We start from the raw sequence: 15376 nt of genomic DNA on the forward strand, positions 1-15376 counted from the left end.
AAGGGCCGAAACTCACCTCACACGACGTAACGCGTAAACTCTAGAAAGACAGCGACGACACGACCCGCACCTTCTGGCCGGGATCGAGCTTCTGCACACCGAGGGCGACGATCTTGGCGCCTTCCTCCACACCACTGGTGATGACGACGTCGTTGCTGTCGTAGGCCTTCACCGCGACCGGCTTCAAGGTGACCTTGCCGTTGTCGTCGACGACGTAGAAGGACGGCTTGCCGCCTTCGTTGAACAGCGCCGATAGCGGCAGCCGGGCGACACGCTCGGTGGCGGCGTCCGACAGCGTCAGCGTCGCGGTCATGCCGAGCGCGACCTTGTCGTCGGCCTCGGGCAGCGAGAATTTTGCAAGGTAAGTCCGCGTGGCGGGGTCGGCAGCCGGCGCGATCTCGCGCAGCTTCGCCGTATATTTCTTGTCCGGTTCGGACCAAAGAGTGACGCTGGCGACGCCCGATTTGGCGCGTCCAACCAGCGTCTCAGGGATCGCGACGACCGCCTCCTTTTCAGCAAAGCGGGCCACACGGATCGAAGCCTGGCCTGCGGCGACCACCTGGCCGGGCTCGATCAGCGTTGCGGTGACGACGCCGCGGGCGTCGGCAACGAGCGTCGCGTAGGAAAGAGAATTCCTGGTGAGTTCGACCGAACGGACGGCGCGGTCGAGGCGCGCACGCGCTTCGTCGGCCGCGGCCCGGCTCGAATCCATCGCAGCATCGGTCGTCCAGCCCTTGGCCTTCAGGTCCTTGGCGCGTTGCTCGGCGGCGGCGGCCTGGGCCAGCACGCCGGTGGCGGCGGTCTGTTCGGCGACCGCCTGCTCGGCCTGGAGCTTCAGGTCGACCTCGTCGAGAGTCGCGAGCGCCTGGCCGACTTCGACGGTCTGGCCGACCTCCACCAGGCGCTTGGCAACCTTGCCCGCGACGCGAAAGCCGAGATCGCTCTCGATGCGGGGCTTGATGGTGCCGACGAAGCTGCGCTCCGGAGTCTCGGCATCATAATGCGCAGTCGCGACCAGAACTGGCCGCGGCGGTTCGGCCTTTTGCGCCACGGTATCGTTGCACCCGGCTAGCGCGACGGCCATCACGGCCAGCGACACGCCCGCCAAGAGCCTGGAATAGCTGGACAAAACGGACCGAACGAACATCGGAGGACACTCCTGCGTCTGCAATGAGAGGAATGTCGACTAATCACTGATAAAAGTCAATAATCGTCAGTCATCAGGAAACCGTGATCGTTAAGGGGTGGTAACCTCTCGTCGTCCCCTTGGCGAAAGCCAAGGCCCTGCGGTCGGTTGATGAAAGAGGACGTCTCCTCGCGTGCCCCAAGAGCAACCGCGAGGCATGGGCTTTGGCTTTCGTCAGGGCGACGTTGGATTACCTCCCCCTTTCGGCAAACTCATGCTTGCTGTCATGACCGCCGATGAAGGCCAGGATACCGGCGATCAGGGGCAGCACAGCGAGCACGAGCAGGCCGGTCGAGGTCTGCCCCGTCGCTTCCTTGACCCAGCCGATCAGGTAGGGGCCGCCGAAGCCCGCGAGATTGCCGATCGAGTTGATCAGAGCGATCGCGCCGGCCGCGGCCGTGCCTGACAGCCAGGCGGTCGGCAGCGTCCAGAACACGCCGAAGCAGCAGAATATGCCGATCGCGGCAACCGTCAGGGCCACCATCGTCATGGTGGGATCGGTGAGGTAGCTGGAGATGGCAAGCGCCAGGGCCGTCAGCAGCAGCGGCGCGCCGACATGCATCACGCGCTCGCGCGTCGTGTCGGAGTGCCGCGCCCACAGGATCATCGCGATGGTGCCGAACAGAAACGGGATCGCAGTGACGAAGCCGGTCTGGGCGTTGGTGAGGCCGAACGCCTTGACGATCTGCGGCAGCCAGAACTGCATGCCATAGAGCGCGCCGACGAAGCCGAAATAGATCAGGCTGAGTGCGATTACCTTCGGCGAGGACAGGGCTTCACCGAGCGAGAAATGCTTCACAGCTTGCTTGGCGGCGATCTCCGAATCGAGCTTGGCCTTGAGCCAGGCCTTCTGCTCGGCCGAGAGCCAGTCCGCCTTCTCCGGCTTGTCGGTGAGATAGAACCAGGTGACGATGCCGAGCAGCACCGAGGGGACGCCCTCGAGGATGAACAGCCACTGCCAGCCCTTCAGACCCATGGCGCCGTCGAGCCCGAGCAGGAGGCCCGAGATCGGCGCGCCGATCACGGTCGAGACCGGCACGGCGATGGCGAAGGCCGCGAGGAAGCGGGCGCGATATTCGGCCGGGTACCAATAAGTGAGATAGAGGATGATGCCGGGGAAGAAGCCGGCCTCGGCGACGCCGAGCAGGAAGCGCAGCACGTAAAAGCTCGTGACACCGCTGGTGAGCGCCATCAGCGCCGAGATGATGCCCCAGGTCACCATGATGCGGGCGATCCAGCGGCTGGCGCCGAACTTCTCCAACGCCAGGTTGCTCGGCACCTCGAAGATGAAATAGCCGATGAAGAAGATGCCGGCGCCCCAGGAGAAGATCAGCGGCGTGAACTTCAGCTCGGCGTTCATGGTCAGCGCGGCGAAGCCGAGATTGACGCGGTCCAGATAAGAGAAGAAGTAGGCCAGCACCAGGAACGGGATCAGGCGCCAGGAGATGGCGCGGATGGTCGAGGTCTCGACGGCGCTTTTCGTACCGGCCGAACCGGTATAGGTCGTGGTCTGGCTCATGGCTTCCCCCGGGTTGTTGCTTTTGTGGGCCAACTGGCGGTTTTGAGCATCGCGGGCAAAGAGTCAATGGAAGCCATGCAGATCGCGCAGCCGGTCAACACCATTGCGCCGCGACGGAGGATGCTGATCCGCGCTGGACTGGCGCTGCTCGTGATCGCCTGCGGGCTGGGCTTGCGCTGGTACGGCTTTCCGCTCGGCCTCCCCGCTCTCGTGGTGAAGTATGGCGGCTCGCTGCTCTGGGCCACGATGGTGTTTCTGCTGGTCGGAGTGTTGCTGCCGCGGCTGACGCGGAGGCAGATCGCGGCCATCGCGATCATGATCGCAGTTTTGGTCGAGTTGTCCCGGCTGGTGCATACTCCATGGCTAGACGCGTTCCGGCTCACCACGGCCGGCGCGTTGCTGCTCGGGCGCATCTTCTCGCTGTGGAATCTGGTGGCGTATGCGGTCGGAATTGCGTTCGGCGTTTGGCTCGATCGGATTGCCGCGATGCGCGGTCTCCTAGGGTGGGCAAAGGCGCGCTAGCGCCGTGCCCACGATGTGTCGCCAATCACGACAGGTGGTGGGCACGCTTCGCTTTGTCCACCCTACGAGACAGCCGTTGCGGCGAACACTCACTCCGCCAATTGAAACCGCTCGAACCGATCGAGCTCATCCTCGATCTTCTGCTTGAGCTCCTTCCGCCCTGCCGTCTTCTTCCCCCGCCCGATCCAGGTCCATTTCTGCATCAAGAGCTTCCTGGCCTTCCGGTCTGTCTTGAGGTCCAGCGCGGCGACGATCTCGTCGCCGACGAGCACGGGCAACGCGAAATAGCCGAGCTTGCGCTTGTGCTTCGGCACGTAGGCCTCGAACAGATGGTTGTAGCCGAAGATGAGATTGGTACGCTTGCGCTGGATGATCAGCGGATCGAACGGCGAGAGGATGTGGACGAGTTCGGGCGGGACTTCGGCAGGCTCGAGCGTCTCAGGCGCGGCCCAATGCTCCTGCTTGCCGGCGCCCTCGATCGCGACGGGAACGAGCTCGCCGCGGCGGACGCGCGCGGCGATCAGGGCGCCGACCGCCTTCTTGCTCGGGGCATCGAGATGACAGACCGAATCCAGGCTCACCACGCCCTGCGAGCGTAGAGCGCGGTCGAGCAGATAGGCCGTGGTCTCCGTGGGCGAGGCCGGCTTCGGCAGCTTGTCCCAGCCGAAGTGCCTGATCATCAGATCATAAGTCTTGAGCATGCCCTGGCGCGCGCTGATGGTCGCGACGCCGGTGTAGAAGGCAAGCTGAAGCGCGCGCTTCGAGGGCTTGCGGCTCTGCCACAGATGCTCTTTCTCGGTGAGCACATCGTCTTCGATATCCCGGATCGTCAGCGGGCCGGCCCGCAACAGCCGCATCACTTTGCGCATGTCGGCCGGGGTCACCGAGGCGTACCATTTGTGTCCCTCGCGCTTGTGCTCCCGCATTGCCGGGAGAAAAAAGCGAAAATCGTTCGCCGGCACGTAAGACAGCGCATGCGTCCAGTACTCGAACACGCTTTTGTCGACGCTCTGGGCGTGGCGCAGATCGGCACGGCGATAGGACGGAATACGGCTGAAGAGGATGTGATGATGGCAGCGCTCGATGACGTTGATGGTGTCGATCTGCACATAGCCGAGATGAGCGGTCGCCTCCGCCACAGCCTGTGCGCCCTCCCCGAACGGCGCGCGCGTGTCGAGCCGCTGGGCGCGCAGCCAGATCTGCCGGGCCTGTTTCGTGGGGAGTGGAAGGGGTTTGGGCGCGCGGGACATTGCGGAAGGCAATGTAGCGGGATTCGCGCCAGGAGAAAGAAAAAGCCGCGCTGCCAACTGCTGACAGCGCGGCTGGACGGTGCGGCCGAGGCCTACTTCATCGACATGGCCTTCTGCGCTTTCATATAGTGCATGCAGCCGCTCTTCATTTTGCCCATGCTCATGTCCGTGTTGGCCATGGCCATTTCCTTGTTCGCCGCCATCTTGGCGGGCGTGTCGGCGGGGCCCGTCATGGCGGCCGTCGACTTCATCAGATTATCGCTGGTGCACGCCATCATCGCGGCGGAGGCGGGCGAAAAGGCGAACGCGACAAAGGCTGCGGCGGTGAGCAAAGTCTTCATCGAGAAGTCTCCTTAAGTAAAAACGAAACCGGCGTCATGCCGGCATTCGCAATTACGTATTGTCCGCCAACAACGTTTCGCGGAGAAGACATTTTTTTTGCGGCCGGCGCCATAATGGGACCGGCCGGCCACTTGACCGGCCGACAAAACAGTTTCCGCCTGAACCTCCGCCCGGGTATTTGGATGGACACGACGATGCCAGCGACGCAGAGTCCGGCAAACCATGCAGGCTCGATTCGAAGGCACATCATTTGAGTAGCAAGAAGGCCGGAACGGCGTGGCGGCATGCCAATATCGGCCGCCTGCTCAACAACGCGGTGCGGCGCTTCGAGGCGCGCGTGCTCGAGCTGATGAGCGACAGGGGACATGACGAAACCCGCATCGCGCATGTCAGCCTGACCCGCAATCTCGATGTAGAGGGGACACGGCTGACGGAGCTCGCCCGCCGGGCCTCGATGAGCAAGCAGGCGATGGGCGAGCTGGTCGACCAATGCGCGGACCTCGGCCTCGTGGACCGCATTGCCGATCCCACCGACAAACGCGCGCGCATCGTCATGTTCACCCCCGCCGGACTTGAATGGCTGGATGCGTTCCGGGAAGCGGTCGACATCGCCGAACAGGAGATGCGCAGTGAACTCGGCAAGACAGCCATGGATGCGATCCTGAAGGGCCTCTCAGTCTACGGCGCGAAGTTCGACACCCTCGACGATATGGATTAGTCAGGTAACTTGACGAAGTCGTCAGGCTCCCTTACCATGCAAAATAATGCTGGTAGGGAGAAGCGTCTTGGGAAACGCCTTGGAGACACGTCTGACGGCCTCAGTGCTCATCGTGGGCGGGGGTCCCTGCGGGTTGATGCTGGCCAATGAGCTCGGCCGGCGCGGCGTATCCGCGATCCTGGTCGACGAAAAGCCCGGCACCGCCTTCAATCCGCAAGCCAATGCGACCCAGGCGCGCTCGATGGAGCACTATCGTCGGCTGGGCTTTGCCGACGAGATCAGGCGCGAAGGCCTGCCCGCGGATTATCCGACCGACGTCGCGTATTTCACTCGCTACACCGGCCACGAGCTCGCGCGCTTTTCTTTGCCGTCATCATCACGCGCGGGCGAGCTGATCAAGGGCCTGTCGGGCTCCTGGAGTGCGGCGGAATTGCCGCATCGGGTCTCGCAAAAATATGTCGAGGCCGTGCTGCGCCGCCATGCCGAGGCCCTCCCCGGCATTCAGCTCAACTATGGCCACCGGCTGATGGGCTACGTCGAGAGCGACGAGGGCATCGTCGGCGAGATCGAGCGCCTTGATGATGGCAGCCGCTTTAAGGTGCAGGCCGACTTCCTTGTCGGGGCCGACGGGCCGCGCTCGACAGTTCGGCAATCGCTCGGCATCGTCTATGGAGGCGAGACCGGGACGCAGCGCGATTTCATGGGCGGCCGCATGCTGGCCGTCTATCTCCGTTCGCCGGACTTCTATGCCAGCGTCCCGCACGCCAAAGCCTGGATGTACAATTGCTTCAACGGCGACCGCCGCGCCTTCATGGCCTCGGTGAACGGACGCGACGAGTTCGCGTTTCACACCCAGCTACGGCCGGGCGAAGACGAGAATGCGATTACGACCAACGAGGCCAAGGCCGCATTCCAGCGCGCTTGCGGCGCGCCGATCGAATGCGAAGTGCTGTCCTTCCTGACCTGGACCGCGGGTCACGCCCTGGTTGCAAACGCGATGCAGCGCGGCAGGGTCTTCCTCGGCGGCGACGCCGCACACCTGTTCACGCCGACCGGTGGACTCGGCTACAACACGGCGATCGAGGATGCGGTCAATCTCGGCTGGAAGCTCGCCAGCGTCGTCAAGGGCCTGAGCCCGCCAACGCTGCTGGACAGCTACGAAATCGAACGGCGTCCGGTGGCGCTCCGCAACACCGACTATGCGCGGCGCTTTGCCGATTCCCTCGGCCTGTTCGCACCAGCGCATGACATCGAGCTCGACACGGACGAAGGCCGCGAGGCCCGTCGGATTGCGGGCGCCTATCTCGAGCAGCACGCCCGCGCCGAATTCAACATTCCCGGGGTTACCTTCGGTGGTCGCTACGACGGCTCGCCGATCATCATCTCCGACGGCAGCGCACCGCCGCCGGACGCCGCAAACGTCTACGTTCCGAGCGCCTGCCCGGGCGGCCGTGCGCCACACGCCTGGCTCGAGGATGGCGTGTCCTTGTACGACTTGTTCGGATTCGAGTGGACGCTGCTCCAGTTCGGCGAGGCAGTGTCGACCAGACTGGCGGTTTCGGACGCCGTCCGCACGCTCGGGATCGATGTGAAGCTCGTGACGCTGCCTGAAGCCTTGCACGATCTCTACGAGGCTGACCTCGCCTTGATCCGTCCCGACCAGATCGTGGCCTGGCGCGGTGCCGCGGCCCAGGCCGGAACGATCGAGCGCATCCTTGCGTGCGCACTCGGCCACGACGCGGCCAATTCCGCGCGGCTGGCGAGCTGATCAAAGGCGGCCGCATTCAATCTGCGGTCGCACACAATAACAAAACGACAATGACACCGGAGGAGGACAACATGACGATAGGAGCGTTCGAAGATGGCGGCGACCATGCCGCCGTCTGCGCCGGACAGACAGCGAGCAGCCGCCGGCGCGTCCTGATCGCCGGCACCATCGGCACCGCGATCGAATGGTACGACTTCTTCATCTACGGCCTGATCGCGCCGCTGCTGTTCGACCAGTTGTTCTTTCCAAAGTTCGACCAGCTCGCGGCGAGCATTGCCGTGTTCGCAACTTTTGCCGTTGGATTTCTGGCACGCCCGCTCGGCGGACTCGTGTTCGGCCATTTCGGCGACCGTCTCGGCCGAAAATCCGTCCTGCTGTGCACATTGCTGATGATGGGACTTGCGACCATGTCGATCGGGCTATTGCCGACCTACGCCAATGCGGGCGTTGCAGCGACCATTGCGCTCGTCGCGTTGCGCTTTCTCCAAGGCTTTGCGCTCGGCGGCGAGTCCACCGCGGCGATCTTGATGGCAATCGAGACGGCGCCGGGCCATCGGCGCGGCTTCTCAGCCGCAGTGATCCAGGCCGCAGGCCCCGTTGGCGTCGTGCTCGCCTCGTTCGCCGCACTTGCGATCTCGCGGTTGCCGGAGGCGGATCTGCTGTCATGGGGCTGGCGCGTTCCATTCCTGATCAGCGCGGTGCTCGTCGCGCTCGGCGTCTACATGCGCCTGCGGATCGAGGAGAGCGCGACGTTCCGCGAGGCGGTAGAGTCCGAGGCCGTGCCGGCCGTCGAGGCGATCAGGGGTCACTGGCGACCCATCCTCATCGTGTTCTTCGCCGAGATGGCGCAGACGTCGTATTTCTACCTGACGGCCATCTTCACCATCTCGTTCGCGACACGTCAGCTCGGCGTCCAGAAGGACGTGATCACGCAGGCCGTGCTGTTCGCGAATCTCGTCGGCCTCGTGACCATGCCGCTGATCGGAGCGTGGTCCGACCGGATCGGACGCAAGCGCCTGTTCCTGACGGGCGTCGTGCTGGCGGCCGTCTCGATGTTCGCATTCTACGGTCTGGTCGCAAGCCGCGACACGGTGCTGATCACGAGCGCAGTAGTCCTGGCCGCGGGCATCATTCATCCGCTGATGTTCAGCACCGAAGGGAGCTATTTCCCGGAGCTGTTTCCGACCCGCATCCGCTTCACCGGCGTCTCGATCGGAAAGCAGCTTGGGACTGTGCTCGGCGGGGGCATAGCGCCACTGGTCGCCACCAGCCTGTTCGCGCAGACGGGCACCACTTACGCCATCACGGGCTACTACGTCGCGCTCGCACTCGCCGCAATGATTGCACTCGGCTTTGCCCACGAAACCAGCAAATCGCGGCTGCTCGGTTGAGCCAGTCCAATACATCAGGGAGATTCTCATGGACGTCAGTCTTCTCGTCAACGGGCAGGATCAGGCCGCTTCGAGCGGCGAGATGTTCGAGCGACGCAATCCGCTGTCGCAGGAGGTCGCAAGCCGCGCGGCCGCCGCGACGCTGTCGGACGCAGACGCCGCGGTGGCTGCCGCTTCGGCCGCGTTTCCCGCATGGTCGGCGCTCGGTCCGAACGCAAGGCGGGCTCTGCTACTGAAGGCAGCCGATGCGCTCGATGCCAAGCGCGACTCCTTCATCAAGATCATGATGGCCGAGATCGGCACGACCGAGGTCTGGTCAGCCTTCAACGTCAAGCTCGCATCCGGCATGCTGCGCGAGGCAGCGTCGCTGACGACGCAGATCGCGGGCGAAGTGATCCCATCCGACAAGCCGGGATGCCTCGCAATGTCCGTCCGCCAGCCTGCTGGCGTGTGCCTCGGCATCGCGCCGTGGAATGCGCCGATCATCCTCGGCGTCCGCGCCTTGGCGACGCCGCTCGCCTGCGGCAACACGGTGGTGCTGAAGGCTTCTGAGATTTGCCCGGGAACGCACCGACTGGTCGGCCAAGTGTTCAAGGACGCCGGGTTTCCGCCCGGCGTTGTGAACGTGCTGACCAATGCGCCGGCCGACGCGCCGGCGGTGGTTGAACGTCTCATTGCTAATACCGCCGTGCGGCGGATCAACTTCACCGGCTCGACACGCGTCGGGCGCGTTATCGCTGGACTCGCCGGACGCCACCTCAAGCCGGTGCTGCTCGAGCTCGGCGGCAAGGCGCCGCTGGTCGTGCTCGACGATGCCGATCTCGATGCGGCCGTCGCAGCCGTGGCGTTCGGCGCCTTCATCAACCAGGGCCAGGTCTGTATGTCGACCGAGCGCGTAATCGTCGACGAGGCGGTCGCCTCATCCTTCGTCGAGAAGCTTGCGAAGAAGGCGAGTGCACTCCCCGCCGGTGACCCGCGCTCCGGCCCGGTTGTCGTCGGCTCGATGATCGACGAAGCTCCGGCCAAGCATGTCGGTGCGCTGATCGACGACGCCGTCGGCAAGGGCGCCGTCAAGCTCGCGGGCGGAGAGCGCGCCGGCACAGTCGTTCCAGCAACCGTGCTCGACCGCGTCGTTCCAGGCATGCGCATCTACACCGAGGAGAGCTTTGGTCCCGTCGTGTCGGTGATCCGCGCGAGCGGCATAGACGACGCCGTGCGGCTCGCCAATGACACCGAATATGGCCTGTCGGCCGCCGTGTTCGGCCGCGATGTGGCGCGTGCCTTAACGGTGGCGCAGCGGATCGAAAGCGGCATCTGCCACGTGAACGGCCCGACCGTGCATGACGAGGCGCAGATGCCCTTCGGTGGCGTGAAGGGGTCGGGCTACGGCCGCTTCGGCGGCCAGGCCGGGATCGCCGAGTTCAGCGATCTGCGCTGGATCACCATCGAGACGCAGCCTCAGCACTATCCGTTCTGACGGCGCGAGCAGCGAAGCACCCAAGGAAATTTGCCCATGAACTCCAAAGTCCTGACGGTCCGGGAAGCAACCCTCGCTGTGCTTCGCTCCTTCGGCGTCGACCGCGTCTTCGGCAATCCAGGCTCGACCGAGCTCGCTTTTCTCGGCGACTGGCCCGATGACATCGACTACGTGCTTGGTCTGCAGGAAGGCTGCGTCGTCGGCATGGCCGACGGCTATGCGCAGGCGACGGGACGGCCGGCTTTCGTCAACCTGCACTCGGCCGCCGGGCTCGGGCATGCGCTTGGCAACCTCTTCACCGCCTTCCGCAACAAGACGCCGATGGTGGTGACGGCGGGACAGCAGGCGCGCAGCCTGCTGAGGATGCGGCCTTACCTCTTTGCCGAGGATGCCGGGCAGTTTCCAAAGCCGTACGTGAAATGGAGCGCCGAGCCCGCACGCGCCGAGGACGTGCCTGCCGCGATTGCCCAGGCCTTTCTCACCGCCATGCAGCATCCGCGCGGCCCGACATTCGTGTCGGTGCCGTCGGATGATTGGGCTCGGCCTGCTTCGCTCCCGCCCCTCAGGCGCATAGCAACGGAGTTTGCTCCGGATATGGCAGCAATCGGCCGGCTTGGCGCTGCAATCGCTGCCGCGAAAAGCCCAGCTTTCGTGGTTGGTACTGAGGTCGATCGCAACGGAGCCGTCGACGCGATGGTCGCGGTGGCCGAGCGGGCGAAGGCAGCCGTATGGGCAAGCCCGATGTCGAGCCGGTCGAGCTTTCCGGAACTGCACCCGCAGTTTTCTGGCTTCCTGACCGCCTCGCCTGGCGGCCTCGCCCACGCCTTGCGTGGGGCCGATTTGATCGTCGTGTTCGGCGCCCCCGTCTTCACTTTCCATGTCGAGGGCCAATGCGCGTTGCTCGAGGATGGAACGCCGATCTGGCAGGTGACCGATGATCCGACCGAGGCCGCATCCGCGGCTGCGGGCGACACCATCATCAGCACGCTTCCCAAGGCGCTTTATGCGCTGCTGTCGGCCCTGCCTCACACGAGCGGGCGTGAGGCACCTGCCGGGCGCCCGCATCCGATCATTCCCGCCGCGGCGAATCCAGTTCCTGCGGCCTATGCGTTGAGCCGACTCGCGACGCTGATGCCGGGAGACGCGATCGTGGTGGAGGAGGCGCCGTCGCACCGTCCCGCCATTCAAAACTTCCTGCCGCGGCCGGGCGCGGACAGCTTTTACACGATGGCAAGCGGCGGGCTTGGCTACAGCGTGCCGGCAGCAATCGGCGTGGCGCTGGCACGCCCCGGCCGCCGCACCGTGTGCCTGGTCGGCGATGGATCAGCGATGTACTGCGTCCAGGCGATCTGGACCGCTGCACAGCGCAAGCTGCCCATCACTTTCGTCATCATGAACAATTCCGGCTACGGTGCGATGCGCGCCTTCAGCCGGCTCATGCAGGCGCAGCGCCCGCCCGGGATCGATCTGCCCGGGATCGATTTCGTGGCGCTGGCCAAGGGACTTGGCTGTCGCGGCAAGCGGGTGACGGAAGTAACGGATCTTGACGGTATCCTCAATGAAGCGCTGGCGTCGGAGGGACCTGCACTGGTCGACGTCACGGTTGATCCGACGATTTCAGATCTATTTGCGTCTGCCGCGCCCCACTAAGTTGGATCTGAGGCAGCCCTATCGCCAAATCAAGCTACATAGCACGAGCGCTTAGCGGCTGTTCTTCGGCGCCTTGGGCTGCTCACCGACGCTGCCGGTGGCGATGTCGGCCTCGCAATTGGCCTTGCCGCGCCCCTCCGACTGACAGCGATAGACGGTGCCAGTGAGGCGGTCGACCAGCCACATGTTCTCGTCGGTCGGAGCTTCGAAGCCGACATAGCGGCTGGTCAGCCCCGTGATCAGAGTCGAGAGCAGGATCGCCACCGCAATCATCGCCGCACCGATGTAGATGGGCATGGCGTTCAGAGACACAGTCCGATCAGGCGGGCCGCTGCGATAGATTTGATAGTCACTTGGCCTCGGCACTGGACGGAACTCGGCTCCCCTCATCTGCAATTGTCGGTCGAAGTTGCTTGCTAGGCGCGCATCTGGCCGAAAGCTTGTCCGCGAGCGGACCATGCCGCGACCGCTTTGCGACGAACGGCGTACAGGGGTTTCAGCAATGCTCTCCCGCGTCTGCATGGCGCCGGGAGCAAAAGCACGGGTTCCCCGGGGGGAGGCAGCGTAAGCCGGAAGCCCCGACGACGAACGTGAGGAAGATCACATCCGAGCCTTTGAACCTTCCCTATGCTCGTCGCATCAAACCGCCATCAGGCGTTACAGCGAGGATACGACAATGACCCATTTCAGTAGGTTTTTTGGACCGAAGGCGATCACGCTGACCGCCGTGCTGTCGCTGACGGCCGGCCTGGCTTTCGCCGGCGACAGCAATGTCTCCACCAGCCAGATCCTGGATGCGTTGAAGCCCAAGCCGGTCACCCGCGGTCTGTCCGCCGGTCCGCAGGCCGATCCCACGGCGCAAGCCAAGGAAGCGACCTTCCTGAACACCGTGCGCAACCGGCCGACCCGTTCTCTCTCGATGGGTGAGCGTGACCAGATCGCGGAGCTCGCGGCGACCAAACCGAAAATCGATCTGGAGATCCAGTTCGACTACAACTCGGCCGATATCGCCAAGACCTCCGTGCCCTCGGTGCAGGCGCTCGGCAAGGCGCTGTCCGATCCGTCGCTGAAGGGCTCGACCTTCGTGGTCGCCGGCCATACCGATGCGATCGGCACGGAAGAGTACAATCAGGGCCTGTCGGAGCGCCGCGCAGACACCATCAAGAAGTACCTGGTGCAGAACTACGGCCTCAATGGCAATGATCTCGTCACCGTCGGCTATGGCAAGACCAAGCTGAAGGACGCCGCCAACGGCGCCGACCCGATCAACCGCCGCGTCCAGGTCGTGAACATGGACACCAAGACGGCGTCCAAGTGATTGCAGCAAATCGACAACCGCCTGCCGCGCCAGCGGCGGGCGGTTGTCTGTTGTCAGATCCAGCTCTGAAACAGCATGAGCCTGTTGAACATCTGCATCGACGTGCCGACGAAGGCGGCTGAAATCGGCAGCATCACGACAAAGCCGATCGCGGCAACGCTGACATAGGCCCACAGCACCCAGCGCGGGAGGCCATCTTTGCGCAGCACATAGACCAGCGCGAGCGAGGCCGCGGTGGCGGCCGGCAGATAATAGTAGATGAAGCCCAGCGTGCGCGGCAGCAGCGCCCAGGCAAGCCAGGGCCCGAAATAGAACGCCGCGATCAAGAACGCATCCCAGCGACGCGCGACGATGAAATCGCGCAGCACCACGCCAAGCGCGAGCAGCGCCGGCCACAGCACCAGGGGATTGCCGAGGAAGACGATCGCCGCCACGTCGTCGTCTGTCGTCTTGTCGAACAGGAACCACACCGGCCGCGCCAGCAAGGGCCAGGACGGCCACGAGCTCATATAGGTGTGGCCGGCGATCGCAGTGGTGGTGTTGTCGGCGAAGATCCGGCGCTGTGCCTCGATCAGATCCGGCAGCGACAGGCCATAGAGCGGAACGAAGGCCGCGAGATAGGTCACGGCCGGCAACATCGCGAAGCAGAGCGCGGCATGCCGGGCCTTGAAGGTCGGCCATAGATCGGGGCGGTACCAGTCGCCGGGCTTGGCGTCGGCAAACAGCGTGTGCCAGCCCTGCATCAGGCGGATCACCGCAACGATCACCATGCAGACGGCGAGTGGAAACAATCCGCTCCATTTGCAGGCGGCAGCGAGACCGAACAGACTGCCGGCGAGCGCGAACAGCGCCTGCGGCCGCTCGCGCCGGAAGCCGTGCATGAAGGCGGCGATGGCGAGCAGGCCGAAGCCGAGCGCAAAGATGTCGAGCATTGCGATGCGCGCCTGCACGTAGAGCATCTGGTTGAAGGCCGCGATCAGCGGCGCCGCGATCGCTGGCCCCTGCGCGGAGAACAGCGCAAGACCGCAGAGATAGATCGCAACGATCGCGAGCGCACCGAACAGCGTTGCCGGATAACGCCAGCCGAAGGCATTGTCGCCGAATGCTGCGATCGAAGCCGCGATCAGCTCTTTCGCCAGCGGCGGATGCATTGGATTGAGCATCGGCTGCGACGCCGTGAAGCCCAGCATCTGCCGCGCCGCCGGCACGTAATGCACCTCGTCGAAGACGAATTTGTCCGGTGTCACCAGTCCGATCAGCAGCGCGAAATGAGCGGCTAGGAAGATCGCGACAGCAATCACTGCGCTTCGCGACACCTTCGGAACCGTATGTGCTTCGCGCGACTGCTGTGGGGCTATTTTGCGTGGCAAATCTGCGTCACCGCGAATAAAAAATCACTCGACCGATCCATTGAACGCATTCTGCCGCAACTGTCACTAAGCTAACGCTCGTCCCGCGTCGTTTGTGATAATTCTGCCACAACACGAGCGTGCGCAATCCGGTACGATCAGGGACCTCGATCGGTTACGAAATGAATTTACGTTTTCTGCTTTTCCCCACACTGCTGTCGGCCGTATTGTGCGCTGCGCCTGGAGCGCAGGCGCAGATGCGCGTCGGCGAAGCCGTCCTGGTCCAGAACGAGGTGGTCCGCGTCGCCGCGACCCCGACACCCATCAGTGTCGGCGACAGCATGCTGCGTGACGAGACCGTCCGCACCGGCGCCGACAGCGCCGCGCGTTTCGTGATGGCCGACAGCACCAATCTGTCGCTCGGGCCGAGCGCGACGCTGAAGCTGGACCGCACCGTCTTCAACGACGAGCACAGCTATCGCGACGTCGCGATCCGCATGGCCACCGGCGCCTTCCGCTTCGTCACCGGCCATTCGCAGAAGACCGCCTACAAGATCACGACGCCGCTTGCGACCATCGGCGTGCGCGGCACCACGCTCGACATCCTGTCGCAGCGCGGCCGCTCGGTCGTGGTACTTCAGGACGGCGCGGCCAGCGTCTGCACGCTGAACTTCCAGTGCATTCAGCTCACCCAGCCGGGTGATACCGCGGTCATCACCTCGACCGGCGGCAAGGTCTCCATCACCAAGACCAACACGCCGCCCTGGACCTTTGCGGCCAACTGCGCCGCCAATGCCGGGCTTTGCGCCGTCAACCAGTACGCTGACGCTTCACCGACCATCGCCCCCGCCGTCCATGACGACGGCATGCTGTGCGGGCGCTGACG

The 15376-nt window shown here is 64.3% G+C and carries 14 protein-coding genes; 8 read left to right on the forward strand and 6 right to left on the reverse strand.

Annotated features, from left to right (window positions below):
• Window positions 1–40 precede the first annotated feature (40 nt).
• Both X265_RS28915 and X265_RS28920 read right to left on the reverse strand, forming a co-directional pair.
• Complete coding sequence (locus tag X265_RS28915; RefSeq protein WP_128967918.1) at window positions 41–1147, reverse strand: efflux RND transporter periplasmic adaptor subunit; 1107 nt, start codon at window positions 1145–1147, stop codon at window positions 41–43.
• 229 nt (window positions 1148–1376) lie between these two features.
• On the reverse strand, window positions 1377–2705 hold the full coding sequence (locus X265_RS28920; protein ID WP_128967919.1) for an MFS transporter: 1329 nt from the start codon (window positions 2703–2705) through the stop codon (window positions 1377–1379).
• A gap of 75 nt (window positions 2706–2780) precedes the next feature.
• On the opposite strand from X265_RS28920, the gene X265_RS28925 reads away from it, so the two are divergent.
• On the forward strand, window positions 2781–3227 hold the full coding sequence (locus X265_RS28925) for a ribosomal maturation YjgA family protein (protein WP_164939058.1): 447 nt from the start codon (window positions 2781–2783) through the stop codon (window positions 3225–3227).
• An 89-nt stretch (window positions 3228–3316) separates the two neighbouring features.
• On the opposite strand, the gene X265_RS28930 is transcribed toward X265_RS28925, so the two are convergent.
• Window positions 3317–4477, reverse strand: a complete 1161-nt coding sequence (locus X265_RS28930; protein ID WP_128967921.1) for a winged helix-turn-helix domain-containing protein — start codon at window positions 4475–4477, stop codon at window positions 3317–3319.
• A gap of 92 nt (window positions 4478–4569) precedes the next feature.
• Window positions 4570–4818: a hypothetical protein gene (locus X265_RS28935; protein WP_128967922.1), complete on the reverse strand. Its 249-nt coding sequence runs from the start codon at window positions 4816–4818 to the stop codon at window positions 4570–4572.
• A 251-nt stretch (window positions 4819–5069) separates the two neighbouring features.
• Between X265_RS28935 and X265_RS28940 the strand changes: the two genes are divergently transcribed.
• From X265_RS28940 to mdlC, 5 genes are all read left to right on the forward strand, one after another.
• Entirely contained in the window at window positions 5070–5537 is a 468-nt protein-coding gene (locus X265_RS28940; RefSeq protein ID WP_164938839.1) for a MarR family winged helix-turn-helix transcriptional regulator, read from the forward strand.
• Window positions 5538–5583: 46 nt separating this feature from the next.
• Window positions 5584–7305 carry an FAD-dependent oxidoreductase gene (locus X265_RS28945; protein ID WP_128967923.1) on the forward strand — a complete coding sequence of 574 codons (1722 nt, stop codon included), beginning with the start codon at window positions 5584–5586 and terminating at the stop codon, window positions 7303–7305.
• A gap of 71 nt (window positions 7306–7376) precedes the next feature.
• Entirely contained in the window at window positions 7377–8696 is a 1320-nt protein-coding gene (locus tag X265_RS28950) for an MFS transporter (protein ID WP_128967924.1), read from the forward strand.
• Window positions 8697–8724: 28 nt separating this feature from the next.
• Window positions 8725–10173: an aldehyde dehydrogenase gene (locus X265_RS28955; protein ID WP_128967925.1), complete on the forward strand. Its 1449-nt coding sequence runs from the start codon at window positions 8725–8727 to the stop codon at window positions 10171–10173.
• 36 nt (window positions 10174–10209) lie between these two features.
• A complete protein-coding gene (gene mdlC, locus X265_RS28960; protein ID WP_128967926.1) occupies window positions 10210–11823 on the forward strand; it encodes a benzoylformate decarboxylase in 1614 nt (537 codons plus the stop codon).
• 51 nt (window positions 11824–11874) lie between these two features.
• On the opposite strand, the gene X265_RS28965 is transcribed toward mdlC, so the two are convergent.
• Window positions 11875–12120 (reverse strand): hypothetical protein, encoded by a 246-nt coding sequence (locus X265_RS28965; protein ID WP_128967927.1) that lies wholly within the window; start codon window positions 12118–12120, stop codon window positions 11875–11877.
• 379 nt (window positions 12121–12499) lie between these two features.
• Between X265_RS28965 and X265_RS28970 the strand changes: the two genes are divergently transcribed.
• The gene (locus X265_RS28970; RefSeq protein WP_128967928.1) at window positions 12500–13141 is read left to right on the forward strand and encodes an OmpA family protein; all 642 of its coding nucleotides are present in this window, start codon (window positions 12500–12502) and stop codon (window positions 13139–13141) included.
• Between the two features lie 53 nt (window positions 13142–13194).
• On the opposite strand, the gene X265_RS28975 is transcribed toward X265_RS28970, so the two are convergent.
• The gene (locus X265_RS28975; RefSeq protein ID WP_244659363.1) at window positions 13195–14457 is read right to left on the reverse strand and encodes a phospholipid carrier-dependent glycosyltransferase; all 1263 of its coding nucleotides are present in this window, start codon (window positions 14455–14457) and stop codon (window positions 13195–13197) included.
• Window positions 14458–14672: 215 nt separating this feature from the next.
• Here X265_RS28975 and X265_RS28980 point away from each other — a divergent pair, with 215 nt between their 5' ends.
• On the forward strand, window positions 14673–15374 hold the full coding sequence (locus X265_RS28980) for a FecR family protein (RefSeq protein ID WP_128967929.1): 702 nt from the start codon (window positions 14673–14675) through the stop codon (window positions 15372–15374).
• Window positions 15375–15376 lie beyond the last annotated feature (2 nt).

Source organism: Bradyrhizobium guangdongense (assembly GCF_004114975.1).
Classification (GTDB): domain Bacteria; phylum Pseudomonadota; class Alphaproteobacteria; order Rhizobiales; family Xanthobacteraceae; genus Bradyrhizobium; species Bradyrhizobium guangdongense.